At 73.3% G+C, this 25,425-nt stretch carries 24 protein-coding genes, 1 pseudogene and 1 riboswitch; of the genes and pseudogenes, 14 read left to right on the top strand and 11 right to left on the bottom strand.

All coding sequences use genetic code 11. The annotated features are described in order from the left end of the window. Positions 1-198 precede the first annotated feature (198 nt). Both FGF04_RS10985 and FGF04_RS10990 read left to right on the top strand, forming a co-directional pair. On the top strand, positions 199-963 hold the full coding sequence (locus FGF04_RS10985) for a crotonase/enoyl-CoA hydratase family protein (RefSeq protein ID WP_149511107.1): 765 nt from the start codon (positions 199-201) through the stop codon (positions 961-963). Positions 964-1,338: 375 nt separating this feature from the next. Next, positions 1,339-2,412, top strand: a complete 1,074-nt coding sequence (locus FGF04_RS10990) for a mechanosensitive ion channel family protein (RefSeq protein WP_149511108.1) — start codon at positions 1,339-1,341, stop codon at positions 2,410-2,412. A gap of 114 nt (positions 2,413-2,526) precedes the next feature. Here FGF04_RS10990 and FGF04_RS10995 read toward each other — a convergent pair whose 3' ends face one another. The 6 genes from FGF04_RS10995 to FGF04_RS11020 form a co-directional block, all read right to left on the bottom strand. After that, positions 2,527-3,855 carry an MFS transporter gene (locus FGF04_RS10995; RefSeq protein WP_188114042.1) on the bottom strand — a complete coding sequence of 443 codons (1,329 nt, stop codon included), beginning with the start codon at positions 3,853-3,855 and terminating at the stop codon, positions 2,527-2,529. 95 nt (positions 3,856-3,950) lie between these two features. Beyond that, entirely contained in the window at positions 3,951-4,949 is a 999-nt protein-coding gene (locus FGF04_RS11000; protein ID WP_149511109.1) for a catechol 2,3-dioxygenase, read from the bottom strand. Between the two features lie 30 nt (positions 4,950-4,979). Further along, a complete protein-coding gene (locus FGF04_RS11005) occupies positions 4,980-6,077 on the bottom strand; it encodes a 4-oxalomesaconate tautomerase (protein ID WP_149511211.1) in 1,098 nt (365 codons plus the stop codon). Positions 6,078-6,151: 74 nt separating this feature from the next. After that, positions 6,152-6,880, bottom strand: a complete 729-nt coding sequence (locus FGF04_RS11010) for a 4-carboxy-4-hydroxy-2-oxoadipate aldolase/oxaloacetate decarboxylase (protein ID WP_149511110.1) — start codon at positions 6,878-6,880, stop codon at positions 6,152-6,154. Then, positions 6,877-7,626 (bottom strand): PIG-L deacetylase family protein, encoded by a 750-nt coding sequence (locus FGF04_RS11015; protein ID WP_149511111.1) that lies wholly within the window; start codon positions 7,624-7,626, stop codon positions 6,877-6,879. Before FGF04_RS11015 ends, FGF04_RS11010 begins: the two co-directional genes overlap by 4 nt. 177 nt (positions 7,627-7,803) lie before the next feature. Then, the gene (locus FGF04_RS11020) at positions 7,804-8,454 is read right to left on the bottom strand and encodes a GntR family transcriptional regulator (RefSeq protein ID WP_149511112.1); all 651 of its coding nucleotides are present in this window, start codon (positions 8,452-8,454) and stop codon (positions 7,804-7,806) included. Positions 8,455-8,675: 221 nt separating this feature from the next. Between FGF04_RS11020 and FGF04_RS11025 the strand changes: the two genes are divergently transcribed. The 4 genes from FGF04_RS11025 to FGF04_RS41835 all read left to right on the top strand — a co-directional run bounded on the left by FGF04_RS11025 (position 8,676) and on the right by FGF04_RS41835 (position 12,603). After that, positions 8,676-8,984 carry a hypothetical protein gene (locus tag FGF04_RS11025; RefSeq protein ID WP_223146371.1) on the top strand — a complete coding sequence of 103 codons (309 nt, stop codon included), beginning with the start codon at positions 8,676-8,678 and terminating at the stop codon, positions 8,982-8,984. 67 nt (positions 8,985-9,051) lie between these two features. Then, positions 9,052-10,308 carry a nucleotide sugar dehydrogenase gene (locus FGF04_RS11030; RefSeq protein WP_235882279.1) on the top strand — a complete coding sequence of 419 codons (1,257 nt, stop codon included), beginning with the start codon at positions 9,052-9,054 and terminating at the stop codon, positions 10,306-10,308. Between the two features lie 150 nt (positions 10,309-10,458). Next, a complete protein-coding gene (locus FGF04_RS11035; RefSeq protein WP_149511114.1) occupies positions 10,459-10,992 on the top strand; it encodes an EF-hand domain-containing protein in 534 nt (177 codons plus the stop codon). Between the two features lie 969 nt (positions 10,993-11,961). After that, entirely contained in the window at positions 11,962-12,603 is a 642-nt protein-coding gene (locus FGF04_RS41835; protein ID WP_328596286.1) for a helix-turn-helix domain-containing protein, read from the top strand. A gap of 67 nt (positions 12,604-12,670) precedes the next feature. On the opposite strand, the gene FGF04_RS11045 is transcribed toward FGF04_RS41835, so the two are convergent. The 5 genes from FGF04_RS11045 to FGF04_RS42025 all read right to left on the bottom strand — a co-directional run bounded on the left by FGF04_RS11045 (position 12,671) and on the right by FGF04_RS42025 (position 18,010). Then, positions 12,671-13,798 carry an LLM class flavin-dependent oxidoreductase gene (locus tag FGF04_RS11045; RefSeq protein ID WP_149511115.1) on the bottom strand — a complete coding sequence of 376 codons (1,128 nt, stop codon included), beginning with the start codon at positions 13,796-13,798 and terminating at the stop codon, positions 12,671-12,673. 15 nt (positions 13,799-13,813) lie between these two features. Beyond that, positions 13,814-14,923: an LLM class flavin-dependent oxidoreductase gene (locus FGF04_RS11050; RefSeq protein ID WP_149511116.1), complete on the bottom strand. Its 1,110-nt coding sequence runs from the start codon at positions 14,921-14,923 to the stop codon at positions 13,814-13,816. Continuing rightward, a complete protein-coding gene (locus FGF04_RS11055; protein ID WP_149511117.1) occupies positions 14,920-16,284 on the bottom strand; it encodes an NtaA/DmoA family FMN-dependent monooxygenase in 1,365 nt (454 codons plus the stop codon). The genes FGF04_RS11050 and FGF04_RS11055 overlap by 4 nt, the downstream gene beginning before the upstream one ends. A gap of 18 nt (positions 16,285-16,302) precedes the next feature. Further along, positions 16,303-17,625 (bottom strand): LLM class flavin-dependent oxidoreductase, encoded by a 1,323-nt coding sequence (locus FGF04_RS11060; protein WP_188114048.1) that lies wholly within the window; start codon positions 17,623-17,625, stop codon positions 16,303-16,305. A gap of 97 nt (positions 17,626-17,722) precedes the next feature. Next, positions 17,723-18,010: a putative leader peptide gene (locus FGF04_RS42025; protein WP_408055604.1), complete on the bottom strand. Its 288-nt coding sequence runs from the start codon at positions 18,008-18,010 to the stop codon at positions 17,723-17,725. A gap of 95 nt (positions 18,011-18,105) precedes the next feature. Further along, a riboswitch (SAM riboswitch) is annotated at positions 18,106-18,251 on the top strand. A 21-nt stretch (positions 18,252-18,272) separates the two neighbouring features. Here FGF04_RS42025 and FGF04_RS42030 point away from each other — a divergent pair. The 8 genes and pseudogenes from FGF04_RS42030 (at position 18,273) to FGF04_RS11095 (ending at position 25,178) form a co-directional block, all read left to right on the top strand. Further along, the gene (locus tag FGF04_RS42030) at positions 18,273-18,353 is read left to right on the top strand and encodes a putative leader peptide (RefSeq protein ID WP_359395135.1); all 81 of its coding nucleotides are present in this window, start codon (positions 18,273-18,275) and stop codon (positions 18,351-18,353) included. A 109-nt stretch (positions 18,354-18,462) separates the two neighbouring features. Next, positions 18,463-19,281: a glutathione S-transferase family protein gene (locus tag FGF04_RS11065; protein WP_149511119.1), complete on the top strand. Its 819-nt coding sequence runs from the start codon at positions 18,463-18,465 to the stop codon at positions 19,279-19,281. 114 nt (positions 19,282-19,395) lie between these two features. Continuing rightward, positions 19,396-19,911: a GNAT family N-acetyltransferase gene (locus tag FGF04_RS11070; protein WP_149511120.1), complete on the top strand. Its 516-nt coding sequence runs from the start codon at positions 19,396-19,398 to the stop codon at positions 19,909-19,911. Between the two features lie 231 nt (positions 19,912-20,142). Continuing rightward, positions 20,143-21,333, top strand: a complete 1,191-nt coding sequence (locus FGF04_RS11075) for an NAD(P)/FAD-dependent oxidoreductase (RefSeq protein WP_149511121.1) — start codon at positions 20,143-20,145, stop codon at positions 21,331-21,333. Then, on the top strand, positions 21,330-21,650 hold the full coding sequence (locus FGF04_RS11080; protein WP_149511122.1) for a (2Fe-2S)-binding protein: 321 nt from the start codon (positions 21,330-21,332) through the stop codon (positions 21,648-21,650). The genes FGF04_RS11075 and FGF04_RS11080 overlap by 4 nt, the downstream gene beginning before the upstream one ends. Beyond that, positions 21,643-23,037 (top strand): annotated as a pseudogene (locus FGF04_RS40980) (FAD-dependent oxidoreductase); the annotation flags it as partial. The gene FGF04_RS11080 and the pseudogene FGF04_RS40980, both read left to right, overlap by 8 nt. Before the next feature lie 126 nt (positions 23,038-23,163). Beyond that, positions 23,164-24,099, top strand: a complete 936-nt coding sequence (locus FGF04_RS11090; protein ID WP_149511213.1) for a dihydrodipicolinate synthase family protein — start codon at positions 23,164-23,166, stop codon at positions 24,097-24,099. 77 nt (positions 24,100-24,176) lie between these two features. Further along, the gene (locus tag FGF04_RS11095; RefSeq protein ID WP_149511123.1) at positions 24,177-25,178 is read left to right on the top strand and encodes a proline racemase family protein; all 1,002 of its coding nucleotides are present in this window, start codon (positions 24,177-24,179) and stop codon (positions 25,176-25,178) included. The last annotated feature ends 247 nt before the right edge of the window (positions 25,179-25,425 follow it).

The following is a 25,425-nucleotide window of genomic DNA, read 5'->3' on the forward strand; positions in this document are numbered from 1 at the left end:
CCCCCGCAGCCCGCCGACGGCCGGCGCCCCTGATGGGGCGCCGGCCGTCGGCGGGCTGCGGGGGTTGGTGCACGGGGCGACCGGCGGACCCGGACCGTTGCACACTGCGGGACCGTGGGGGTGGGCCGCGCCGTTCCCCGCGCCCCTGATGGGGCGCCGGAGTAGCCTGCTGGCGTTGTCTCGTCAAAGGGGCGTGCTGTGGCGGTGCGGAGCGAGCGTCAGGGGTATGTCACCACCGTCGTCCTCAGCAGGCCCGAGGCGCGCAACGCGGTCGACGGGCCCACCGCGGCCGAACTCGCCGCCGCCTTCCGGGCGTTCGAGGAGGACCGGACCGCCAGGGTGGCGGTCCTGMGGGGCGAGGGCGGCACCTTCTGCGCGGGTGCCGACCTGAAGGCGCTCGGCACGGACCGCGCCAACCGCGTCGACGAGGACGGCGACGGGCCGATGGGCCCGACCCGGCTGCGCCTGTCGAAGCCGGTGATCGCCGCGGTCGCGGGCCACGCCGTCGCGGGCGGGCTCGAACTGGCCCTCTGGTGCGACCTGCGGGTCGCCGAGGAGGACGCGGTCTTCGGGGTCTTCTGCCGCCGCTGGGGCGTTCCGCTGATCGACGGCGGCACGGTACGGCTCCCCCGGCTCATCGGCACCGGCCGCGCGCTGGACATGATCCTCACCGGACGTCCGGTGCCGGCCTTCGAGGCGTACGAGACGGGGCTCGCGAACCGGGTCGTCCCGCCGGGCCGGGCGCGCGCGGAGGCGGAGGCGCTGGCCGCCTCGATCGCCGGCTTCCCGCAGGCCTGCCTGCGCAGCGACCGCCGTGCGGTCCTCGAACAGGAAGGGCTGGACGAGCAGGCCGCCCTGCGCGGTGAACTGCGTCACGGCACCGCCGTGCTGGCGCAAAGCCTCGAAGGAGCGGCACGGTTCGCGGCGGGAGCCGGGCGCCACGGGTCGTTCGGTGACTCCTGAGGGAGCCGGGACGCATGTTTCGCCCGATACCGTCCGATACAGGCCAACTTGGAGCCTGGCCCGGAAAGGCCTCCCCCTCGGCCCGCCGGGACGGACGGCGAGGCGGGCCCATTCCTCGCGGCGGCCGGAGCGGGCGGCAACAGGCCTCAGGACGAGCCGAGTTGGCGGCGGTGCGGCTGGGAGGTGGCCTGACCCCGGCGGCTCGGCGACGGACCACCCCGCCGGATGTAGCAAGATGAGCCAGTCGCGCGATCGACACCCCCGCCGTGACCGGCGGAACCGCACATCCCCCCATCGAGCACCAGGTGGCAACAAGGTGACGACACAGCAGACAACAGGCGCACGCCCCCTCCGCGGCACGACGGGAGGCAGCCGGTGAACCGGGACCTCACCGCGCACGACTGGATCGTGGCGGGCGGCTGGCTGATCGCCGGACTGGTGGCAACGGTCCTGCTCCGCTTCCTGCTGCGCTGGCTGGGCAAGCACGCGACCCGTACCCGGTGGAGCGGCGACGACGTCCTCGTCGACGCCCTGCGCGCGCTGGTCCCGGTCGCCGCGATCGCCGGCGGGGTGGCCGCCGCCGCGGCGGCGCTGCCGCTGACCGGCCGGGTCACCCACACCGTCAACCAGGTCCTGACGGTCCTGGTCATGCTCGCCGCCACCATCACCGTCGCCCGGGTGCTGGCCGGCCTGGTGCGGGCCGTCACCCAGTCCCGCTCCGGGGTCGCCGGCTCGGCCTCGATCTTCGTCAACATCACCCGGGTGGTCGTCCTGGCCATCGGGTGCCTGGTGGTCCTGCAGACGCTGGGGATATCCATAGCCCCGCTGCTCACCGCCCTCGGCGTCGGCGGTCTCGCGGTGGCGCTGGCCCTCCAGGACACGCTGGCCAACCTCTTCGCGGGCATCCACATCCTCGCCTCGAAGACGATCCAGCCCGGCGACTACATCCGCCTCACCAGCGGGGAGGAGGGGTACGTCGTCGACATCAACTGGCGCAACACCGTGGTGCGCAACCTCTCCAACAACCTCGTCATCATCCCGAACGCCCAGCTCTCCAGCACCAACATGACCAACTACAGCCGGCCGGAACAGGAGATGACCCTGATGGTCCAGGTCGGTGTCGCCTACGACAGCGACCTGGAGCACGTGGAGCGCGTCACCTCCGAGGTCGTCACCGAGGTCATGACGGAGATCGAGGGCGCGATGCCCGAGCACGAACCCGCCATCCGCTTCCACACGTTCGGGGACTCGCGGATCAGCTTCACCGTGATCCTGGGCGTCGGCGAGTTCAGCGACCAGTACCGGATCAAGCACGAGTTCATCAAGCGGCTGCACAAGCGCTACCGCGTCGAGGGCATCAGGATCCCCTCCCCCGCGCGGACCGTCGCCCTCCAGCAGAACGGCGTGGCGATCCCGCCGCAGCGCGACGGCTCCCTGTCGCTCCCTTAACTCGTAACTCGTAACTCGTGGCTCGTGGCTCGTGGCTCGTGGCTCGTGGCAGTCCGCGGGAACGTACGCAGGCCGCCCGCGCCGTCGAACAGCCGGCGCGGGCGGCCTCCGTGTTCAGTGGGCGGTGGCCAGTCCCTGGGGCGTGTCGCTCGGCGACGTCCGCCTCGCGCCGCGCAGCGCGGCGACGCCGATGAACACCATCGACGACAGGCCGGCGATCGCGAAGGCGGTGAAGCCCCAGTCGCCGTTCCCCGCGGCGAGCAGCTGACCGCCGAGCCAGGGACCGAACACGGCGCCGAAGCGGCCCATGCCCGAGGTCCAGCCGACCGCGGTGGCCCGGCTGTCGGGGGCGGAGCGGATCGAGACCGTCGCGTAGATCATGACCTGGGCGCTGTTGAGGAACACGCCCGTGAGGAAGACGACCGCGAAGGTCACGCCGAGCGGCATGTGGACGCTGAGCAGGAAGACCCCGGCGGCGGTGAGGGCGAACCAGAGCGAGGAGATGCGCGGGGCGCCGAACCGGTCCGCGGCCCGCCCGGCGATCAGCATGCCCACGATGCCGCCGAGGTTGAACAGGACGACGAAGGTCAGGGCCGACCCGAGTTCGTAGCCCTCGCCGCGCATCAGCGTGGGCAGCCAGGTGGCGACGCCGTACACGAGCAGCAGGCCGCCGAAGGAGGCCAGCCAGTAGAGCAGGGTCTGGCTCCACTCGCCGCCGCGGAACAGGCCGGCCAGCGCGTTCCAGCGGTCGCCCGCGGCCTTCTTCTCCTCGACGGCGGGCAGGTCGACCTCGAAGCGGCCGGCCAGCGCGCGGGCCTCCTCGGTACGGCCCTTGGCGACGAGGAAGCTCAGCGACTCGGGCAGGAACTTCGCGAGCACCGGCACGAAGAGGAGCGGGGCCACGCAGACCCAGAACGCGGCGCGCCAGCCGAGGGGCTCCACGACCCACAGGGCCACGTAGGCGGAGAGGATGCCGCCCGCGTGGTGGGCGGTCATCAGCAGGCCGATGACGAGGGCGGCGCGGCCGCGGGGCGCGTAGTCGGAGACCATGCTGATCGCGGTGGGGAGCAGGCCGCCGAGGCCGACGCCCGCGAGGGTGCGGCCGAGGCCGAAGACCGCCACGCTCCCGGACACCGCGCACAGGGCGGAGGCCAGCGAGAAGAGCGTGACGCAGACGACCATGAGCTTCTTGCGGCCGACCCGGTCGGCGACCGTGCCCGCGGCCAGCGCGCCGACCAGCATGCCGAAGGTGGCGTAGCTGCCGAGGTCACCGGCCCGGTCCGGGGTGATGCCCAGGGCCTTCTCGGCCAGCATGTGCGGCAGCACGGAGCCGTAGACGAACATGTCGAGGCCGTCGAAGAGCACGGCCAGCCAGCACAGGCCCAGGGCCAGTGCGGTCATTCTGGCGCCGCGCGTGGACAGGGCGGAGGAGGAGGGGGACATCGTTGTTCCTCTCGTCCAGGAGGCGGTGTCCTGGAGGGGATTCGGGAGGGGGGTCGCACGCGGCTCATGCGGTCGACCCCGTGATGCGCTCGACGCTAGGAATCCGCCCGATTATTGTCAACGTTTTTGTCAACAATCACAGGAACCGGTGGGGTGCCGTGCGTGTGGAAGGACTCGATGGTCTTCAGCCCCCACGCCTGGCCCTTCCTGCGCTCGTCCTCGGTCCAGGTGACCAGCGGCCAGTCGGGGGCCAGCACCAGACGGGTGAGCGGGTTGCACAGCTCGATCCGGTTGCCGCCGGGCTCGTACACGTACAGGAAGAACGTCTGCTGGATGGCGTGCTTGTGCGGGCCCGTCTCGATGAACACCCCGGTGTCCAGGGCGAGGTCGGCGGCGCGCAGGATGTCCTCCCGGGTGTCCGTGGCGAACGCGATGTGGTGCAGGCGCCCCCGGGAGCCGGTCCAGTCCTCGGTGTAGACGACGTCGTACGACTTGCTGGTGAAGGTCAGCCACTGGGCGGCGATCCTGCCGTCGTCGAGCCGGATCTGCTCGGTCGGGCGGGCGCCGAGCACCTCGTGGACGAACCCGCCGTTCGACGCGACGTCGACGGCGAGGAAGTTGACGTGGTCCAGGCGGCGTACGCCCACGCCGTGCCCCGGCTTGGCCTGCGGCTGGTTCTTTAGCCCCGGCCTCAGGCCGTCCGGCGCCCTGTACCACTCGCTCTCCCAGTAGAGGGCGACCTCGTGGCCGTCGGGGTCGGTGGTGACGTACAGCGGACCGAGGCCGGGCTCGTCCTCGACCCAGCGGCCGGGGCGGCCCACGGCCTCGGTGGCCTCGACCCGTCGCCGCAGGGCCTCCTCGCTCGAGGCGCGCAGGGCGGTGCGGCGGACGCCCGACGTCCCGTGCGCGGTCAGGACCAGGCTGTGGTGCTCGTAGTCGTCCCAGGTCCGCAGGTAGACGCGGGCGCCGTCCGTCGAGCGGCCGTTCTCGGTGAGACCGAGGTAGTCGGTGAAGAACCGGACGCTGGCGTCCAGGTCGGGGGTGAGCAGTTCGACGTGCCCGAGATGGGCGATGTCGCCGAGCGGTGGGGCCATGGGGGCTCCTCAGGAGTGGGGTGCGGTGGTTCAGGCGGGCCGGGGGAAGACCGTGCCGTCGAAGATCTTGCGTGCGGTACGGACGACGGCGGTGCGGCGGGCCACCGGGAGGGCGCCCGCGGTGCCGACATCCCCGGTTCCGGTGCCGGCGGTGCCGCCTGGGGTGCCGTCCGGGGTGTCGTACGCGAGGGTCGTCTCGATGTCGAGGAAGCCGGTGGGGTGCTCGACGCGCACCCGGTCCCCGTGCCGCGGCGGACTCGCCACGCCCTCGCCGACGCCGCCCTCGACCAGCAGTCCGGCGGCGACGCTCGCGGCGCCCAGGACCCCGATCGCGGTGTGGCAGCGCACCGGTATGAAGGTGCGGGTCATCACCGCGCCGCCGTCCGACGGCGGTGCGAGCAGGCTGAGTTTGGGCACGGTGGTGTCCGCCACGTCACCGAGCCCCATCAGCCTGCCGGCCTCAAGGCGGATCGTCCGGAGCCGTCCGGCGAGCTCCTGGTCCGCCTCCAGGGCGGCGGGCTCCTCGTAGCCGGTGACACCGAGCGAGGACGCGGCGATCAGCACGGTCGGCATCCCGTTGTCCACGCAGGTCACCGGGGTGCCCGCGACGAGGTCACGGGCCCGGCCGGTCGGCAGCAGGGGGCTGGCTCCCTGCGGGAACTCGATGACGACGGGCGCCGCGGACCCCGGTACGCCGGATATCTCGGCGGAACCGGCGTAGTCGACGCGGCCGCCCGGCGTGGGGAAGTCCGCGACGGCGAGGTCACCGGTGTTGAGCATGCGGATCCGTACGGAGGTCCGGTCGCCGCCGGGGGCGACGAGACCGCGCTCGACGGCGAAGGGACCGACCCCCGCGAGGAGGTTCCCGCAGTTCTGACGGTCACTCACCTCACTCTTCTCCACACCGACTTGGAGGAAGAGGTAGGCCACGTCCGCCTCGGGGTCGGAGGAGGCGGAGACCACCGCCACCTTGCTCGTCAGGGGGTGCGCGCCGCCCAGGCCGTCGATCTGGCGCGGGTCGGGGCTGCCCATGATCCGCAGCAGCAGGCCGTCGCGGGCGGCGGGTTCGGCAGGCAGGTCGTCGGCGAGGAAGTAGGCGCCCTTGGAGGTGCCCCCGCGCATGAGCATGCAGCGCACTTCGTCGGTACGGGGCGCTTCGGCGGTACGGGACGCTTCGTCGGTGCGGGGTGCTTCGGGTCCGGTCACGACCCCGCTCCGTCCTGCTCACGCTCGTACTCGTCCTTGTACTCGTCGTACGACCGGTAGGTGACGCCCAGCCGTTCGAGGGTGTCGCGCAGGCCGTAGCGGTCGAGGCCGAGCTGGCCCTCCTGGAAGGCGGCGCGGGCGCCGGCCTCCTTGGCCTCGCGGGCCTCGGACGCCTCGGCCGTCCGCCGGGCGCGCTCGCGCGGCACGCACACCACGCCGTCGTCGTCCGCGAGGATCACGTCGCCGGGGCGGATCACCTGGCCGCCGATGACCACCGGCACGTTGACGCTGCCGCCGGTCGCCTTGACCGTGCCCTGCGGGCTGACCGCCCGGGACCAGACCGGGAACCCCATCCCGCGCAGCTCGGCGGTGTCCCGGACGCCCGCGTCGATGACCAGGCCGCGTACGCCCCGGCAGCGCAGCGCGGTGGCGAACAGTTCGCCGAACATGCCGTCGGTGGAGGGCGAGGTGGTGGTGACGACCAGGATGTCGCCCTCGCCGCACTGCTCGACGGCCGCGTGGATCATGAGGTTGTCGCCGGGCCAGGAGAGCACCGTGACCGCGGTGCCCGCGACGCGGGTGTCCTGCTGGATCGGGCGCAGGTGCGTGCCGAGCAGACCGGTGCGGCCCATCGCCTCGTGCACGGTGGCGACTCCGTACCCGGCGAGCGCCTCGACGTCCTTCGCTGCCGCCTTCGGCGGGTCGGTGACGATCACGTTGCTCATGCCAGTTCTCCCGTCACCTGCGGATAGGGCCGCATGTACGCCTCGGCCATGGTCGTGTGGGCCAGCCCCAGGTTGGGTCCGGCGTTGCGCTTGAGCTGGACCCCGCGGCGCACGGCGAGGTCCGTGTAGTAGTCCCACAGGTGCTGCTGGGCGGCGAGGCACTCCATCGCCCTGCGCTTGGTCTCCCAGACCGCGGAGATGTCGAGGAGCACCTCGGGCCGGAAGCCGCACATCTCCGGCTGGTGGGGCTCGAAGAGGAACACCGGCGGGGCGCCGATGACCTCTCCCCCGGCCGGGTAGCCCACGGCCTGCGCGAGGACCCGCGCGTCCAGGGCCATCCGTGCGGCCGCGGGGTGGTCGCCGTTGTAGGGGTCGTCGAGCGGGTGGGTGAGCACGACGTCCGGCTGGACCTGGCGGTAGACGGCCACCAGGCGGTCGGTCAGTTCCGGGGTGACGGTCAGGGGGTAGTCGCCCGCGTCGAAGAAGACGACCTCGGCCCCGAGTACGGCGGCGGCCGCCTCGGCCTCGCCGCGGCGCATCGCCTTGATCTCCTCCAGCTTCCTGCCCTCGCGCCAGGCCTTCGCGGACTCGCCGCGCTCCCCGTAGGTCAGGCAGGCGATGGTGACCTTCTCGCCGCGGGAGGCGGCGAGGGCGATGGCGCCGCCCGCCCGCCACACGAAGTCCCCGGCGTGGGCGGTGACGACGAGCGTCGACCGTGGGCTGTCGGGTGCGTTTGCGTGCGTCATTCCTGCGATCTCCTTGCTGGACAGGCCGGTTGGCCCGCCCCGCGGGACGATGCGCTCGACGCGCCGCACGTCCGGCGCCGGCGACGCCGGGCGTCACCGGTACGGCGTCACCCGTACGGCGTCATCCGTGCGACGCCGCCCAGGGGACGTCACCCGTGCGACGCCATGCGTGCGACGTCATTCGCGCAACGCGTCGATCACACCCGCGAGGTGGGAGCGGACGGCCTCCTCGGCCGCCCGCGGGTCCCTGGCCCTGATCGCTTCGATCATGGCCAGGTGCTCGCTCAGGGACTTCTGCGGCCGCCCGGGACGCAGCGCCAGCTGGAAACGGTGGCGCACCAGCTGTGCGTTGAGCCGCTCCAGGAGTTCCACGGCCACCTGCTGGCCGGAGAACTCCCTGATGCGGGCGTGCAGTTCGTGGTTGAGGTCGGAGTAGGTCACCGGCTCGCCGTCGGCGACGGCCTTGGACATCGCCTCGCCCAGCGCGAGCAGCTGGTCCAGCTGTTCGTCACTGGCCTCCCTGGCCGCCTTGCCCGCGCACAGTCCCTCCAGGACCATGCGGCACTCGGTGATGGCGACCGCTTCCTCCACGGTCACCACCCGGACCCGCGAACCGCGGTTGCGGATCCGTTCGACCAGCCCCTCCGATTCCAGCTCGATCAGAGCCGCCCGGACACTGGCCCGCGTCACACCGAACTGCTCGGCGAGTTCGTTCTCCACCAGCCGCTGGGCCGGGGCCATCTCGCCTCGCAGGATCGCCTGCCGCAGCTGCGCGAGCGCATGCTGTCTGGCCTGCTCCCCGGTGCTCGGACGGGCTTCCTTCGGCATGTGTGCCCTCCCTGAGTGAGTGCCTGTCGAACCTAAATCTAGCCGGACAGAATTGTCAACAATTTTGTTCAACATGCTCGGCGTTAACAGCCCGATGCGTACCGGACAACCCCGCGCGGCGAATATCGCCCCTTCGGACGGCGGTTGACATCGCACACACCGGACACGGGGAGTAACTCCTCACGTGCTGAAAGTGACGATCCCCTCAGGGAGGCCCTTTCATGAACCGATCGCGCATCCCCCTCCTGGCTCTGGCCGCCCTGCTGCTCGCCTTCGGCGTCGGCAGCGTCCCGGCCCACGCGAGCACCGGCGAGGTCCATGTCTTCGGGACCGAGCTGGAACCGGTGACGACGTACGAGAACCCCGGCGGCTGCTACAAGTTGCCGCTGTCCGCACACGTACTGGTCAACAGGACGGACAGCACCGTGCAGGTCCACGGCGACCCCTTCTGTCTGACCCCAGGCCTGACCGTGGCGCCTGGGTACGGCTCGCACGTGGCCGCCGGCAGCGGCAGCTTCTCCGTCGCGTGAGGCACTCACCGGTCCGTCGAGCACCCGTCCGCCGGGGTGTGGGCGCGCGTCAAGGAAGGTCCGCATCATGATTGATCTCGTCGTGGTCGGTCTCGGACACGTCGGACTGCCGCTGGCCGCCCGCGCCTGCGCCGCCGGTCTCACGACCGCGGGACACGACACCGACCCGGCGGTCCTGGCCGCCCTGGACGCCGGGCGGTCGCACATCGGCGACGTCAACGACACGCAGCTCGCCGGCATGCGGGCGGCCGGCTTCCGGGCGGGCCGCGACCGCTCGGTGATCGGCCGCGCCGCCACCGTGGTCATCTGCGTGCCCACCGGCCTGACGGCCGACGGGGCCCCGGACCTGTCGGCGGTACGGGCGGCCTCCGCCGACGTGGCGGCGGCGCTGCGGCCCGGCACCCTGGTGGTGCTGGAGTCGACCAGCCATCCGGGCACCACGCAGGACGTCGTACGGCCCCTGCTGGAGCGGGGCAGCGGCCTGCGGGCCGGCGAGGACTTCCACCTCGCCTACTCCCCCGAGCGGATCGACCCGGGCAACCCGGTCTTCGGCGTGAGCAACACCCCCAAGATCGTGAGCGGTTGCACCCCGCTGTGCGCCAAGCACGCCACCGCCTTCTACAGCCGCCTGGTGGACACGCTGGTGGTCGCCAAGGGCACGCGCGAGGCGGAGATGGCCAAGCTGGTGGAGAACACGTACCGGTACGTGAACATCGCGCTGGTCGACGAGATCGCGCTGTGCTGCGACGCGATGGGCATCGACGTCTGGGACGTCCTGCACTGCGCGGCCACCAAACCGTTCGGGTACGCGCCGTTCCGCCCCGGCGCCGGGGTGGGCGGCCACTGCATCCCGGTGGACCCCCACTACCTGGCCGCCGGCGCGGAGGCCGCGGGGAGTCCGCTGCGGCTGGTGGCCGCCGCCCGCACGGTGCTGGACGGCATGCCGCGCCACGTCGCCGACCGGGCCGCCGCGCTCCTGACCGGCCCGGGCCGGACCGCGGCCGGGGCCGGGGTACTGCTGCTGGGAGCCGCGTACAAGCCGGATGTCGCCGACGTGCGCAACTCCCCCGCCGTCCCGGTCGCACGGCGGCTGCGCGAACACGGGGCCCGCGTCCTGTACCACGACCCCCTCGTACCGGACCTCCGCGTGGACGGGACGGCGGTGCCACGCGCCACCGATCTGCCGTCGGCCCTGGCCGCCGCCGACCTGGCGATCCTGCTGCAGGACCACGCGTGTTACGGCGCACCGCTGCTGACGCGTTCGCCGTGTCCGGTGCTCGACACCCGCGGAAGACTCTTCGGCCCGCACGTGACCCGCCTCTAGGGCCGCGGAATCCCAGAACCCGATGACCCGGAATTCCCGCCGGTGAATATCCGGGGCTTTCCCTCGCGCGCACCACCGGCGACCCCACGGGGAAATCCACAAGGAAACCGCCAGAAGAAATAGAAGAAAAAGAAGAAGGAGAACAGGAAAATGAGCACCGAGATCGCCAACGACCGACTCAAGAAGCGCTTCGAGAAGTGGGACACCAACGGCAGCGGCGTCCTGGACCGCGGCGACTTCGAGGGTGAGGCCGCCAAGATCGCCGAGAGCTTCGGCAAGAGCCCCGACTCCCCCGAGGTGCAGGCACTGAACGGCGCCTTCCAGGGCCTGTTCGACCACCTGGCCCGGGAGGCGGGGGCGAGCGAGCAGGGCTCCCTCTCCCAGGACCAGTTCCTGGGCGTCACCGGCAACCTGATCTTCTCGAAGGGCGAGGCCGACTTCAACCGCGCCCTCGGCCCGGTGGTGCAGGCCCTCATCGGCCTGTGCGACCAGAACGCCGACGGGAAGATCAACAGCGAGGAGTTCGCGTCCTGGCTGACCGCGGTCGGTGTGGAACCGAGCCGGGCGCAGGGAGTGTTCGAGCAGGTGGACACCAACGGCAACGGCGAGCTCTCGCAGGACGAACTGCTCGCCGCGGTCCGCGACTACCACTACGGCCGGCTGGACGTGGAGCTCCTGGGCTGACCCCACGCCGCACACCGCACCGAACGCCGCGGCCGGTGGTCCCCGTCCCACGGGACCACCGGCCGTACGGGTGCGTCTGCGCGCGGGTGCGCGGGACGGAGGGCCGGAGGGCGGAGGGCGGAGGGCCTCACGGTGGCGTGAGCGGGTTCCAGCACCGGCTGGGGGTGCTGTGGTCGGGCGGGAACGCGCCCGGCGGACAGCGGTGCCGTGACCTCTCCGAGCGCCAGGTGGGCCACAACAGCGCGGCCCTGGCCCTGCGCGAACGGCGCCGCGCGGAGGTGCACGGCCCCGAGCACTTCCTCGACCTGTGGCAGGAGGTGTCCGCGGTCAGCGTCCCGGTGCTGGCGCCGGAGAACGGGCGGGTCCTGGGCACGGTGACCGTGGCGTCCGCTCTGCAGGCAGGCCGCTCACCGCATCCCGGTGCCGCCCTCGCGGAGGCCACGGCGACGGCCGTCGAGGCGGAGCTGCTGACCCGCTCGCGCACGGCGGAACGCGTCCTGCTCGACGCCTACCAGCGGGCCGCCTCCCGGCCGGGGGCCGCGGTCGTGGCACTGGACGGGCGCAACCGCCTGCTGAACGAGGCCGCGGCGGGCCTGCTGTCACCGGCCGCGGTGGAGGTGCTGGAGCGGAGCGCGGACCCGGCGCATGACTCCCACCCGGCCCCCTGCGACAGCGCGCTGCGGCTGCCCGACGGCGCCGGCACCGCGCGGATCTCGCGGGTACGCCACCAGGGTGCGGTCATCGGCGTGGTCGCCGTGCTCGAACCGCCGGCCGACGGCGGCGGGCCCACGGCCGGGCCGCGGCCCCTAGCCGGGCTCGTCGGCGGCTCGGTCGCCTGGCGCCATGCGGCCGCCCGTGCGGCGGAGTCGGCGCGCGCCGGGGGGCCGCTGCTGCTGACCGGCGCTCGACGGCACCGGCAAGACCGCCCTCGCCAGGGCGGTGCTGGCCGCGTGCGGCACACCGGAACCAGTGGTCGTGGACGCGGCGCGGGGACCCGTACCCGCGCTCGACGCCCGTCTGGCGGCGCCGGCGAACGGCACCCCGCTCCTGCTGCGCCACGCCGAACGGCTCGCGCAGTGCGACCTCGCCGCGCTCAACTCCCTGCTGGAGAAGCACCCGCACGTGCCGCTGCTCGTCACCCACACACCGGACGCCGCGCCGGGACCATGCCTCCAGCGGCTGCTGGACACCCTGGCCGTCCACGCGGTGCCGCTCCCGGCCCTGCGGGAACGCACGGAGGACATCAGGGAGTTGCTGGCGGACCTGGCACCGGCGCCCGCGCCGGGCGAGCCGCCTCTCACCTGGACGCTGGACGCCCTGCACGCGCTGGAACGCCACCCGTGGCCCGGCAACGTCACCGAACTCGCGCTCCTCGTACGGTCGTTGGCCAAGCGGCGGCGTGCGACGGGGCCGGTCCGGCGGTCCGAGCTGCCGGACCCGGTGCGGGAGGGTCCGGCGGCACGGTCGCTGAGCCCGATGGAGCACGCCGAGCGCACCGCCGTCCTGGAGGCGCTGCACCGGCACGGCGGCAACAAGGTGCGCACCGCGGCGGCGCTGGGCATCGCCCGCGCCACGCTGTACCGCAAGCTGCGCGCCTACCGGAGCGGCTGAGCGGACGGCCCCCGCGCGGGCCGGTGGCGGAGGCCGCGGAGGGGTACGGGGAATCCGCCCGCGGGTCTCACCTGCGTCGCCACTCCTGGGCCAGCAGCTCGTAGGAGCGGACCCGGTCGGCGTGGTCGTGGGTGATGGTGGTGATCAGCAACTCGTCGGCCCCGGTGGCCTCCTGGAGCTGTTCCAGCAGGTCGGCGACCCGCTCCGGGGAGCCGACGAACTGGGTGTCGAGGCGGTCCTGGACCAGCTCCCGGTCCGCGTCGGTCCACACGTGGGCGCGGGCCTCGTCGGGGGTGGGGAACGGGATGGCGCCCTCGGCCGTGCGGATGCTGCGCACCCAGGGGCCGTAGCCGGTGGCCAGTTCACGGGCCCGCTCGTCGTCCTCGGCGACCACGACGTCGGCGGAGACGCTCACATGGGGCCTGCCGAGCACGTCGGAGGGCCGGAACGCGGCCCGGTACGCGTCGACCGCCTCCAGTACGGTCCCCGGGCTGACGTGGTAGTTCGCCGCGAACCGCAGCCCGTTGCGGCCGGCGACCTGGGCGCTCTCGCCGCCGCTGCTGCCCAGGATCCACACCTGTACGTCGGCGCCCTCGCCCGGGACCACATGGGCCTCGACGCCCTCCGGCGAACGGTAGGTGCCGGCCAGCAGGGCGAGGATGTCGTCGATCTGCTCGCCGTACTCCTGCGACTCGGCGTTCGGCTGCCTGAGCAGCCGCAGTTGGAGGGCGATGCGGGGTGAGCCGAGCAGGTGCGCGAAGGAGAACCTCGGCGGGATGAGCAGGCCGTTCGGCGCCCGGCCGTCCACCACCGGGGTCGCGTTCGGCAGCGGGTCGGCGGGCCCGCCGGGCGGTTTGCCGCCGGACCGGCCGAGGCCCAGGTCGAGGCGTCCGGGGTGCAGCGCGTCGATCAGCCCGAACTCCTCCACCGTCGACAGGGCGGTGCGGTGGCCCAGTTGCACGGCTCCGGAGCCGAGCCGGATCGTCGAGGTCGCGGACGCGGTGAGCGCGAGGACGACCGCGGGTGAAGTGCCGGCCACTCCGGGGTTGAGGTGGTGCTCGGCGAACCAGTAGCGGGCGTACCCGAGTTGCTCGGCCCGCCGGGCCAGGTCGACGGAGTTGCGCAGCGCGTCGGCCGCGGTGGAGCCGGAGGACACCGGGACCAGGTCGAGGACGCTGAGGGGGATGTCTGACATGGGTGCGGAGGCTCCTCAGCGGTCGGCGGGGACGGGGTCCCCGGCGGGGACGGGCACCGGTACGGGTCCGGCCTGCACCGGGCCCCAGGGGAACGGCGGGTCGGGGATCTCCCGGCGCAGCACCGGCGCGACGGCCGACTGGAAGAGTTCGAGCGAGTCGCGGTGCTGAGCGTCCGTCAGCCCGCTCGCGTCCGCGTGGAGGTGGAGCACCGTGTGGCCGAACTGCTCGTGGTAGCGGTGCACCTTCTCGACGATCTGCTGCGGGCTGCCGACCAGCGCGGAGCTGCGCTCCACGAAGTCCTCCAGGGTGGGGAACACCGGCTCCAGGCCGAGCTTCCGCTGGAACGCCAACTGGCCCTCGAACACGGGCCGGTAGGCGCGGATCGCCTCCTGCGACGTACGGGCCGTGAAGTGGCCCGCCGTCCCGGCGCCGACGGCGATGCGGGCCGGGTCGTGGCCGTGGTGCTCCCAGCGTTCGCGGTAGTACCGGATCAACTCGGCGTACGGCTCGACGGGATGGGAGACGTTCGCCGAGAAGAGCGGGTCCCCGTGGCGGGCGGCGAGGTCGACGGACTCCTTGCTGGTGGCGCTGCCGTGCCAGACCCGGACAGGCTGCTGGAGGGGTCTGGGCCACACCTCGGCGTCCACCAGTTCCGGGCGGAAGCGGGTCGCCGCGCTCACCCTGTCCTGCCGCCAGAGCCTGCGGAACACCTCGTAGCCCTCGGCGTTGCGGTCCCACTGGTCCTCGGGGGTGACGTGGAACAGCTCGCGCTGGGCGGTGCCGTTGCCCTTGCCGATGATCAGCTCCAGGCGCCCGCCCGACAGGTGGTCCAGGGTCGCGTAGTCCTCGTAGGCGCGCACCGGGTCGAGGAGGCTGAGCGTGGTGACCGCCGTGAACAGCCGGATGCGGGAGGTGAGGGCGGCGAGGTGGCTGAGCACGACGGGCGGCGAGGAGGAGATGAACGGCCGCTCGTGCCGCTCCCCCACGCCGAAGCCGTCGAAGCCCAGCTCCTCGGCGAGCACGGCGTTGCCGACGACCTCGCGGAAGCGGTCCGAGGTGGACTTCAGAACCCCGGTCACCGGGTCCGGCGCGTGCACGATCAGGGTGATGGCGAGGAACCTCATGCCGCGGCCGCCGGGGAGGAGGGCCGCGTCAGCCCCAGGTGGTCGCGCAGGGTCGTGCCCTCGTACTCGGTGCGGAAGACGCCGCGCTCCTGGAGCAGCGGGACGACCGTGTCGGCGAAGACGTCCAGGCCGCCGGGGGTGATGTGCGGGACGAGGATGAAGCCGTCGCTCGCGTCGGCCTGCACGAACGCGTCGATGGTGTCCGCGACGGTCGCCGGCGAGCCGACGAATGCCTGGCGGCTGCTGGTCTGGATGACCAGGTCGCGGATGGACCACTTGTTGGCCGCGGCCAGTTCGCGCCACTCGCGGGCAGTGGCCAGCGGGTCGCGGTACATCCGCACCTGGGCCCGGCCGCGGGCCACGGTGTGCTCGCCGGGGTCGGGATCGACGTCGGGCAGCGGGCCGTCCGGGTCGTACGCGGACAGGTCGCGGTTCCAGACGAACTCCAGGTGCTTGAGCGCGGTCGCCCCGCTGACCTGCTGCCTGCGCACCTCGCGGGCCAGTTCCTCGGCCTCGGCGTCCGTGTCGCCGAGGACGAAGGTCGCGGCGGGCAGGATCAGCAGCTGGTCATGGGCGCGGCCGTGGCGGGCCAGGCGCCCCTTGACGTCCGTGTAGAACGCCTGGCCCTCCTTGAGGGTGGAGTACCGGCTGAAGATGGCATCGGCGCCGGCGGCGGCGAACTCCCGGCCCTCCTCGGAGTCGCCCGCCTGGAAGATCACCGGGCGGCCCTGCGGGGAGCGCGGGACGTTGAACTGCCCCTCGATGTCGAAGTGCTGTCCGTGGTGGACGAAGGCGCCGGCCTTCGCGTCCCGCAGGAACGTGCCGCTCTCCCGGTCGGCGACGATCTCGTCCCCGCGCCAGGAGTCGAAGAGCTCGTTCACGGTGGCGAGGAACTCCTTGGCGCGCGAGTAGCGCTCCTCCTGCGGCAGGAAGCCGCCGCGGCGGAAGTTCTCGCCGGTGAAGGCGTCCCAGGAGGTGACGACGTTCCAGGCGGCACGGCCGTCCGAGAGGTGGTCGAGGCTGGCGAACTGCCGGGCGACCTCGTAGGGCTCGTTGAAGGTGGAGTTGATGGTGCCGGTCAGCCCGAGGCGTTCGGTGACGGCGGCGAGCGCGGACAGGACCGTGAAGGTGTCGGGCCGCCCCACGACGTCCAAGTCGTAGATTTTTCCGCCCTGTTCGCGCAGGCGCAGGCCTTCCGCGAGGAACAGGAAGTCGAACTTGGCGCGTTCGGCGGTGCGCGCGAAGTGCGCGAAGGAGCTGAACTCGATGTGGCTGCCGGCCGCGGGGTCGCTCCACACGGTGGTGTTGTTGACGCCGGGGAAGTGGGCCGCGAGGTGGATCTGCTTGCGGGACTCGCTCATGATCGGGGTCCTTCCGGCTCAGGCGGTGACGACGGCGTCGGCGGTGGCATCGGATGCGGCGGCGCCGGGAGCGGCTGCCTCGGTACCGGTACCGGTGGAAGTGCCGTCGGTGGCGTAGCGGTTGGCCGGGCGCGGGAGTCCGAGCAGCCCGCGCAGGGTGTCGGCCTCGTACGCCTGCCGGAAGACGCCCCGGCGCTGGAGCTCGGGGACCAGGTCCCGGGTGATCGCCGGGAGGTCGTGCCCTGCGACGGCGGGCCGCAGCCGGAAGCCGGTCAGCCCCGCCTCGGCCAACTCCTGCAACAGGTCGGCCAGTTGGGCCGGGGTGCCGGTGAAGATCCTGGCGTCGCTCGTGTACGGCTGTCCCGCGAGGGCGTCGAGCCGCTCCCTGCGGGCCGCGGCCGCGGCCGGGTCCTCGTCCAGGAAGACCACCAGGTCGCCGAAGAGGTGCAGCGGTTCCCCCGCGCGGCCGGCCGCCTCCTGCTCGGCGCGCACCGCGGCGACCGTCGTGCGCGCCTGCGCGGCGTCGTGCGGGGTGACGAACCCGAGGTCGGCGGAGCGGCCCAGCAGCCGGAACGGCGCGCCGGTCACGGTCGCGTGCGCCAGCGCGCCGACCGGCGGCTGGCCCTGCGGGGGCCGGGGCGTGATCGAGGGGCCCTTGACGCTGAAGTGCCGGCCCTCGAAGTCGATGTAGTGCAGCTTGTCCCGGTCGACGAAGCGGCCGGTGGCGACGTCCCGGATCTCCGCGTCGTCCTCCCAGCTGTCCCACAGCCTGCGCACCGCCTCGACGTAGTCCGCGGCCTCGTCGAAGAGGTCGAGCGTCAGCTCCTGGACGGCGGGGCTCTCCAGGTCCTCGAAGCGGAACGCGGGCAGGGCGCGGCGGCCGAAGTGCGCGGCCTCGTTGCGGCGGGCCGACACCTGGATCCGCAGACCCGCGCGGCCGGTGCTCACGTAGTCGAGCGTGGCGATGGCCTTCGAGATGTGGAAGGGCTCGGTGTGGGTGGCCACCACGGTCGGCAGCAGACCTATGTGACTGGTCAGCGGGGCGACGCGGGCGGCGATGAGGACGGCGTCGAGCCGGCCGCGGACCTGGTCGGTCCGTCCGTCGGGCTCGGTGAAGTGGGAGGACTGCAGGCCGAGGGCGTCCTCGATGGTCACGAAGTCGAGCAGACCGCGCTCGGCCTCGGTGACGAGGTCGGTCCAGTAGCCGGCGGTGAGCAGGTCCCGGGGGCGGGCCACGGGTTCGCGCCAGGCGGCGGGGTGCCAGCCGGCGCCGTCGAGCGCCACGGCGAGGTGCAGGGCCCGCGGGGAACGCGAAGCGGGGTCGGGCTCGGAAGAGGGCAGGGCGGAGGGTGCTGTCGACACGGGGAGGTGCCTTCCTGATCGACCGTACGGGAAGCAGGCCCGCGCCCTGGGAGGGCGGGGGCCGCGAGGACACGGGTCAGGGCCGACAGAGTGCGCCGGCGAAGCGCAGCAGATCGATGTGCGGCCGTGAGTACAGGCGTACGCGGCGCCGCGGGGTGAGCTTCGGGACGCGGAGGCGGGGCACGGGGCGTGGCCGCACGTGCGTCACCTCCGTCCCTGTGGCCGGCGGACCAGGTCCGGCCGGCCTCGTTCGCGGTCCCGTGCTCGGGCGCCGTCTGCTCGTCGACACATTCAACAGGTCAACGCATTCAACAGTACGACCGCGCGGTCTCTTCCGACAGGGCGGAATGGATCTCGGACACATCCGCGGGGAAGGCGGGGGGGTTCGGCTGCCCACGTGGTGAGACGTCGTCTCGACTTCTTGACGACCTCACTCCGCGCACCGACACTTGCGGGGACGGTCACGATTGTCAGCGCCCGTCGGACGGGGTTCCCCCGTCCGTGCGGTCATCGGCCCCGGCCCGCTGGCAGGCAACCCTTCCACCGCGACGGGGTGCCCCGGGTGACGACCGGGTTCCGCCGCGGCGGCGGGACAAGCGTGGTCTCGCCTCGCGCGAGCCCCGACCGTGGACGGGTGGGAATTGCCCAGGAACGGCTTGACGAGGCGACTGCACATCGACCTGTTGCGCGTCTCCAGCGCCTACTAGGCCCTGCTGTCGGTCCGTTCGATCCGGATCCGTACGGCAGCGCAGTCATTCCGTTCCGCACCGGTGCCCACAAGGTGGCCGGGGCTTCCGCGATTCCCTCAGGAGAGCCATGCCCGAGACAGTTTCCCGCGGTTCAGGTACAGGCACCTTCACGACGGCCGTACGCACGGCCGCCACCGGCACGACCGGCACCTCCGCCTCCAACGCCCCCGGCTGCGGTGCGGTCGCCCCTGGCCAGTCCGCACGTACGCACCGCTTCCGCGGCCGCATCGGCGTCGGTCTCGCCGGCGGCTTCTACCCGGCCCCTCACCGCTACCAGCTGTACCTGACCGAAGGCTGTCAGCGTTCGCTGCGCGTCGCGATCKCCGTCGCCCTGCTGGGCCTGCAGAACTCGACCGCCACGACGGTCCTGACCCACCCCGCCGAGACCCCCGACGCCTTCGCGGCGCTGCGCCGGGCCTACGAGGCGACCTGGCACCACTACGACGGCCCGCTCACCGCCCCCGCCCTGTGCGACCGGTGGAGCGGACGCGTCGTCAGCAACCACACGCCCGACATCCTGCGCGACCTGGCCGACTCGGCCGACCTCTCCGGACCTCGGGAGGAGGGGGCGGGCGGCCCGCCCGTCCTGCGTCCGCCGTCCCTCGCCGCGGAGATCGACGCCCTGCGCAAACTCCTCGCCCGGGACGTCGCACCGGCGGCGCGCCCCGAGGCCCGGGCCGCGACCCTGTCCCTGCTCGACCACCAACTGTCATCCCGTTCCCATGTGTTGGGCGAGGACATCACCGCCGCGGACGTGGACCTCTGGGTGGCGCTCACCCGTCTCGGCGAGGACACGCCCCTGACCTCGTACCCCCGACTGGACGCGTACGTCCGCAGGCTCGGCCGCCATCCGGCCTTCACGGTCGGCGTGCGCGCGAACCGCTGAGCCCCGCTCTCAAGTCACCGTCGCCCGCCCCTGGTGCGAACGCCGTGTTGCCGTTCTGCGAACAGGGGGCCGGGACCCACGACACGCCCCACCCGCCGGTGTGACCATGTCCACATGATCATGGGAGAGGACCGCGCCGCCCGGCGGGTGCCGGCGATCCGCTGGGTGACCGAGGAGTGGGACGCCGCCGCGCCGGTGCGGCTGCGGGAGCAGATGTCCGCCGAACTGGCCCCGCGCTACGCGCCGGTCGAGCACCGGCGCGTCCGCCCGCCGCAGCCCGCCGCCGAGGAGATCCTGGTCACCTGGGTCGCGTACGCCGACGACGTGCCCGTGGCCACCGCCTCGCTGCGCAGGCTGCCCGACCGGCACGAGGTGAAGCGGGTGTTCGTGCACGCCGCCCACCGCGGCCGGGGCCTGGCGCGGGCGGCGCTGGCCGCGGTCGAGTCGAGCGCGCTGGACCTCGGCGTCGGACGGCTGTGGCTGCAGACGGGCGAACTCCAGCCGGAGGCCCTGGCGCTCTACGCGCGGGAGAGCTGGCAACGGGTGCGGCCGTACGCCCCGTACGACCGCAACCCGTTCAGTGTCTGCTTCACCAAGGCGCTCGACGAGCGGGCCCCGCTGCCCGGTTGAGCAGCGGGGTCGGGGGCCAGGGACGTGGGGGCTGGTCGCGCAGTTCCCCGCGCCCCTTAAAAGATTGCGCCGTTCCCCGCGCCCCTAAAAGACTGCGCCGTTCCCCGCGCCCCTGAAGGGATGGGACCGCGCCGTTCTCCGCGCCGCTAAAAGACTGCGCCGTTCCCCGCGCCCCTGACGGGTGCCCTGCGGGCCCTGTACCGATGTTGGGGTATGTGACATAGTACTGGCGTGAGTGAGGTGCTGACCTGCGATGTCGTCGTTGTCGGGGCCGGGATGGTGGGGGCGGCCTCCGCTCTGTACGCCGCCCGGGCCGGGCTGCGTGTCGTCGTGGTGGACCGCGGGCCCGTCGGCGGCGGCACCACCGGGGCCGGGGAGGGCAACCTGCTCGTCTCCGACAAGGAGCCCGGCGCCGAGCTCGATCTCGCGCTGCTCTCCGGACGGCTCTGGAGCGACCTCGTCGCCGAGCCCGGCGTGGCGCGTTCCGTGGAGTACGAGGCCAAGGGCGGGCTGGTCGTCGCCTCCGGGGAGCAGGGGCTGGCCGCGCTCGACGTGCTCGCCGCCGCCCAGCGGGCGGCCGGGGTGCGGGCCGAGTCCGTGACGGCGGACCGGCTGCACGCGTACGAACCCCACCTGGCGCAGGGCCTCGCGGGCGGCATGTTCTATCCGCAGGACGCCCAGGTGATGCCGACCCTCGCGGCGGCCCGGGTGATCCGGCTCGCCCGCACGGCCGGGGCCTCGCTGCGCACCGGGTGCGCGGTCACCCGGGTGCTGCGCACGGCGTCGGGGGCGGTGCGCGGGGTCCGCACCTCGCACGGCGACATCCACGCGCCCGCCGTCGTCAACGCCGCCGGCACCTGGGGCGGCGAACTGGCCGCCCTGGCCGGGGTGTCCTTGCCCGTGCTGCCCCGGCGCGGCTTCGTCCTGGTCACCGAGCCGCTGCCGCGCCGGGTGCGCCACAAGGTGTACGCGGCGGACTACGTGGCCGACGTGGCCAGCGACTCGGCGGCGCTGCAGACCTCGCCCGTGGTCGAGGGCACGGCGGCCGGGCCGGTGCTCATCGGCGCCAGCCGGGAGCGGGTCGGCTTCGACCGCTCCTTCTCGCTGCCGGTCGCCCGGGAGCTCGCGGCGGGCGCGACCCGGCTGTTCCCGTTCCTCGCGCAGGTGCGGGCCATACGCTCCTACCTCGGCTTCCGGCCGTACCTGCCCGACCACCRCCCCGCCGTCGGCCCCGACGCGCGCGTGCCCGGCCTCTTCCACGCCTGCGGGCACGAGGGCGCCGGGATCGGGCTCTCCACCGGGACGGGGCACCTGATCGCCCAGGTGCTCACCGGCGAGGCGCCCGACCTGGACCTCGCCCCCTTCCGCCCCGACCGCTTTCCCGAGCCGTCCCCCGAGTCGCCCTCCAAGGAGGCCCCATGAGACCGCTGAGGCCGCCGCGTACGCCCATGAAGCTGGTCCGGGCCCGGCCGGAACCGTCCTTCGCCGTCACGTTCGACGGACGGGAGCTCACCGCCCTGCCCGGCCAGACGGTCGCGGCCGCGCTCTGGTCGGCGGGGATCGTGTCCTGGCGCACCACGCGCGGGACGGGCGAACCCCGGGGCGTCTTCTGCGGGATCGGGGTGTGCTTCGACTGCCTGGTGACCGTCAACGGGCGGCCCAACCAGCGGGCCTGCCTGCTGCGGGCCGAGCCCGGTGACGTGATCCGCACCCAGGAAGGGACCGGGCACCATGACTGAGCCACCCCGTCTCGCCGTGGTCGGCGCGGGGCCCGCGGGACTCACGGCCGCCCTCGCCGCCGCCGCGCGCGGTGTGCGCGTGACCCTCGTGGACGCCGCGCCGGACGCCGGCGGGCAGTTCTACCGGCAGCCCGCCGCCGCGCTCGGCGCCCGCCGCCCCCGTGCCCTGCACCACCAGTGGCGCACCTGGGAGGGACTGCGCGACGCACTGGCGGCGCACGTCGCGGCGGGGCGCGTCACGCACCTGGCCGACCACCATGTGTGGTGCGTGGAGGGGGAGTCCGGCGCCTTCCGCGTGCACGCCCTGCGCGGACCCGGGCAGGAGGAGCCCGCCGTCGTCCACGCCGACGCCGTGCTCCTGGCGACCGGCGGGTACGAGCGGGTGCTGCCCTTCCCCGGCTGGACCCTCCCCGGCGTGGTCACCGCGGGCGGGGCGCAGGCCATGCTCAAGGGCGGACTCGTCCTGCCGGGCCGTACCGCCATGGTCGCCGGGACCGGGCCGCTGCTGCTGCCCGTGGCCGTCGCGCTGGCCGCCGCCGGGACCCGGGTGGCGGCCCTCGTGGAGTCCGCCGACCCCAGGGGCTTCGCACGGCACGCCCGGGTGCTGGCCGCACATCCGGGCAAGCTCGCCGAAGGCGCGCGGTACGCCGCAGGACTGGCGCGGCACCGGATCGGGGTGCATCTCCGCCACACCGTCGTCGCGGCGCACGGCACCGACCGGCTCGAAGCCGTGACGGTGGCGGCGCTCGACGCCGACGGACGGACCGGGGAAGGCGGCGGCCGGCGCATCCCCTGCGACACCCTCGCCGTCGGCCACGGCATGCTCCCGCACACCGACCTCGCCGAGACGCTCGGCTGCCGCCTCGACGGGACGGACGTCGCCGTGGACGACGAGCAGCGCACCGACGTGCCGGGCGTCTGGGCCGCCGGCGAGGCCACCGGGATCGGCGGGGCGGCCCTCGCGCTGGCCGAGGGCCGCATCGCGGGTCTCTCGATCGCCGCGCGGCTCGACCGGCTCGACTCCCGGGCCCCGGACCCCCGTTCCTACGCACGGGCGGCCAAGACACGTGCCGGGCTGCGGGAGTTCTTCGCCGCCGTCGACGACGTCTGCGCCCCGCCGGACCGCTGGGCCGAACGGATCGGGGACGACACCCTGGTGTGCCGCTGCGAGGAGGTGCCCGCCTCGGCCGTCCGGGAGGCCGTCGGCGAACTCGGCGCCGGGGACGTGCGCACCGTGAAACTGCTGACCCGCGCCGGGATGGGCTGGTGCCAGGGCCGGATGTGCGGCCCGGCCGTGGCGGGGCTCGCGGACTGCCCGCAGGCCCCCTCCCGGCGGCCGTTCGCCCGGCCCCTCCCCCCCGCCGTCCTCGCCCCCGGCGGCCGTTCGCCCGGCCCGTCCCCCTCGGCGTCCTCGCCCGCGAACCCGGCGAGACCCCGTGAACCGCACGCCCGACCCGTACGCCTCGTATGTCCTGTATGTCTCGTACGCCCCGCGCACCGGAGGAGAACACCGATGACCGACAGCACCGGCAGTACCAGCACCACCGGCAGCACCGAGGCGACCGGCGGGCGTCCCTGGCGCGGCGTCCTCGTCGCCACCGCGCTCCCGCTGCGGGACGACCTCTCCGTCGACCACGACGCCTACGCCGAGCACTGCGCGTGGCTCGTCGCGAACGGCTGCGACGGCGTCGTCCCGAACGGCTCCCTCGGCGAGTACCAGGTGCTCACCCCCGAGGAGCGCGCCCAGGTCGTGGAGACGGCGGTGGCCGCGATCGGCGGGTCGCGCGTCATGCCCGGCGTCGCCGCGTACGGCTCCGCCGAGGCCCGGCGCTGGGCCGAGCAGGCACGCGAGGCCGGCTGCGCCTCCGTGATGCTGCTGCCCCCGAACGCCTACCGGGCCGACGAGCGCTCGGTGATCGCCCACTACGCGGAGGTCGCGAAGGCCGGCCTGCCGGTCGTGGCGTACAACAACCCGATCGACACCAAGGTCGACCTGGTGCCCGAACTGCTCGCCACGCTGCACGGCGAGGGATACGTCCAGGGGGTCAAGGAGTTCTCCGGTGATGTGCGGCGGGCTTATCGCATCGCCGAACTCGCTCCGGAACTCGACCTGTTGGTCGGCGCCGACGACGTCCTGCTGGAGCTGGCCGTCGCCGGGGCCAAGGGCTGGGTCGCCGGCTACCCCAACGCGCTGCCCGCCGCCTCCGTCGAGCTGTACCGTGCCGCCGTGCGCGGCGACCTCGACACCGCGCTGCCGCTCTACCGGCAGCTGCACCCGCTGCTGCGCTGGGACTCCCAGGTCGAGTTCGTCCAGGCGATCAAGCTGTCGATGGACGTCGTCGGCCGGTACGGCGGTCCGGTGCGCCCGCCGCGCGTGCCGCTGCGGGCCGACCAGGAGGCCGCCGTCCGGGCCGCCACCGAGAAGGCCGTGGCGGCCGGGCTCGTCTGAGACCGAGACAGAGGCCTAGACAGAGTCCGAGTCCGAGTCCGAGTCCGGCTTCGGCTTCGGCTTCGAGGGAGAGAGTCATGCGCAGCAAACTGGTCCTGCACGCCGTCGACTCGCACACCGAGGGCATGCCGACCCGCGTGATCACCGGCGGTGTCGGCACGGTCCCCGGCGCGACCATGAACGAGCGGCGGCTGTACTTCCGCGAACACCGCGACGACATCAAGCAGTTGCTGATGAACGAGCCGCGCGGCCACGCGGCGATGAGCGGTGCGATCCTGCAGCCGTCCACCCGGCCCGACTGCGACTTCGGCGTCCTCTACATCGAGGTGTCGGGCTACCTGCCGATGTGCGGGCACGGGACCATCGGGGTCGCGACCGTCCTTGTGGAGACCGGCATGGTCGAGGTCGTCGAACCGGTGACGACCATCCGGCTCGACACCCCGGCCGGGCCCGTCGTCGCCGAGGTCGAGGTCAGGGACGGGGTGGCCCGGTCGGTCACGCTCAGGAACGTGCCGTCCTTCGCCGTCGCCCTGGACCGCAAGATCCGGCTCGCCGACGGGCGGACGGTGACCTACGACCTCGCGTACGGCGGGAACTTCTACGCCATCCTGCCGCTGGACCAGTTCGACCTGCCCTTCGACCGGGCCCGCAAGGACGACATCCTCGCCGCCGGGCTGTCGTTGATGGAGGCGATCAACGCGGAGGGGGAGCCGGTCCATCCGGAGGACCCCTCCATCCGTGGCTGCCACCATGTGCACCTGGTCGCGCCCGGTTCGACGGCCCGGCACTCGCGGCACGCGATGGCCATCCACCCTGGTTGGTTCGACCGCTCGCCCTGCGGTACGGGCACCAGTGCGCGGATGGCGCAGTTGCATGCGCGGGGTGAGCTGCCGCTGGAGGCCGAGTTCTTGAACGAGTCGTTCATCGGGACGCACTTCACCGGGCGGCTCCACGGGACCACCGAGGTGGCCGGGGTTCCGGCCGTGCTGCCCAGTTTCACCGGGCGGGCGTGGGTGACGGGGACCGCGCAGTATCTGCTCGATCCGGGGGATCCGTTTCCGGCTGGGTTCGTGCTGTAGTCCCGCGGGGACGGCGCGCGGGTCAAGGATTGCGCAGTTCCCCGCGCCCCTGAGAGGTTGTGCGTCCCTGAGATGTTCCGTGCGGGTCCAAGATTGCGCCGTTCCCCGCGCCCCTGGAAAAACCCCTCCCCGCGGCCCTGAGATGCTTCGTGCGGGTCAAGGATTGCGCAGTTCCCCGCGCCCCTAAAGAAGCTCCCCGTGCCCCTGAACAGTTTTCTCGCCCCCCTCCAGGAGACCCTTCCATGGC

This window comes from Streptomyces apricus, assembly GCF_008369065.1.
In the GTDB taxonomy this organism is placed as follows: domain Bacteria; phylum Actinomycetota; class Actinomycetes; order Streptomycetales; family Streptomycetaceae; genus Streptomyces; species Streptomyces apricus.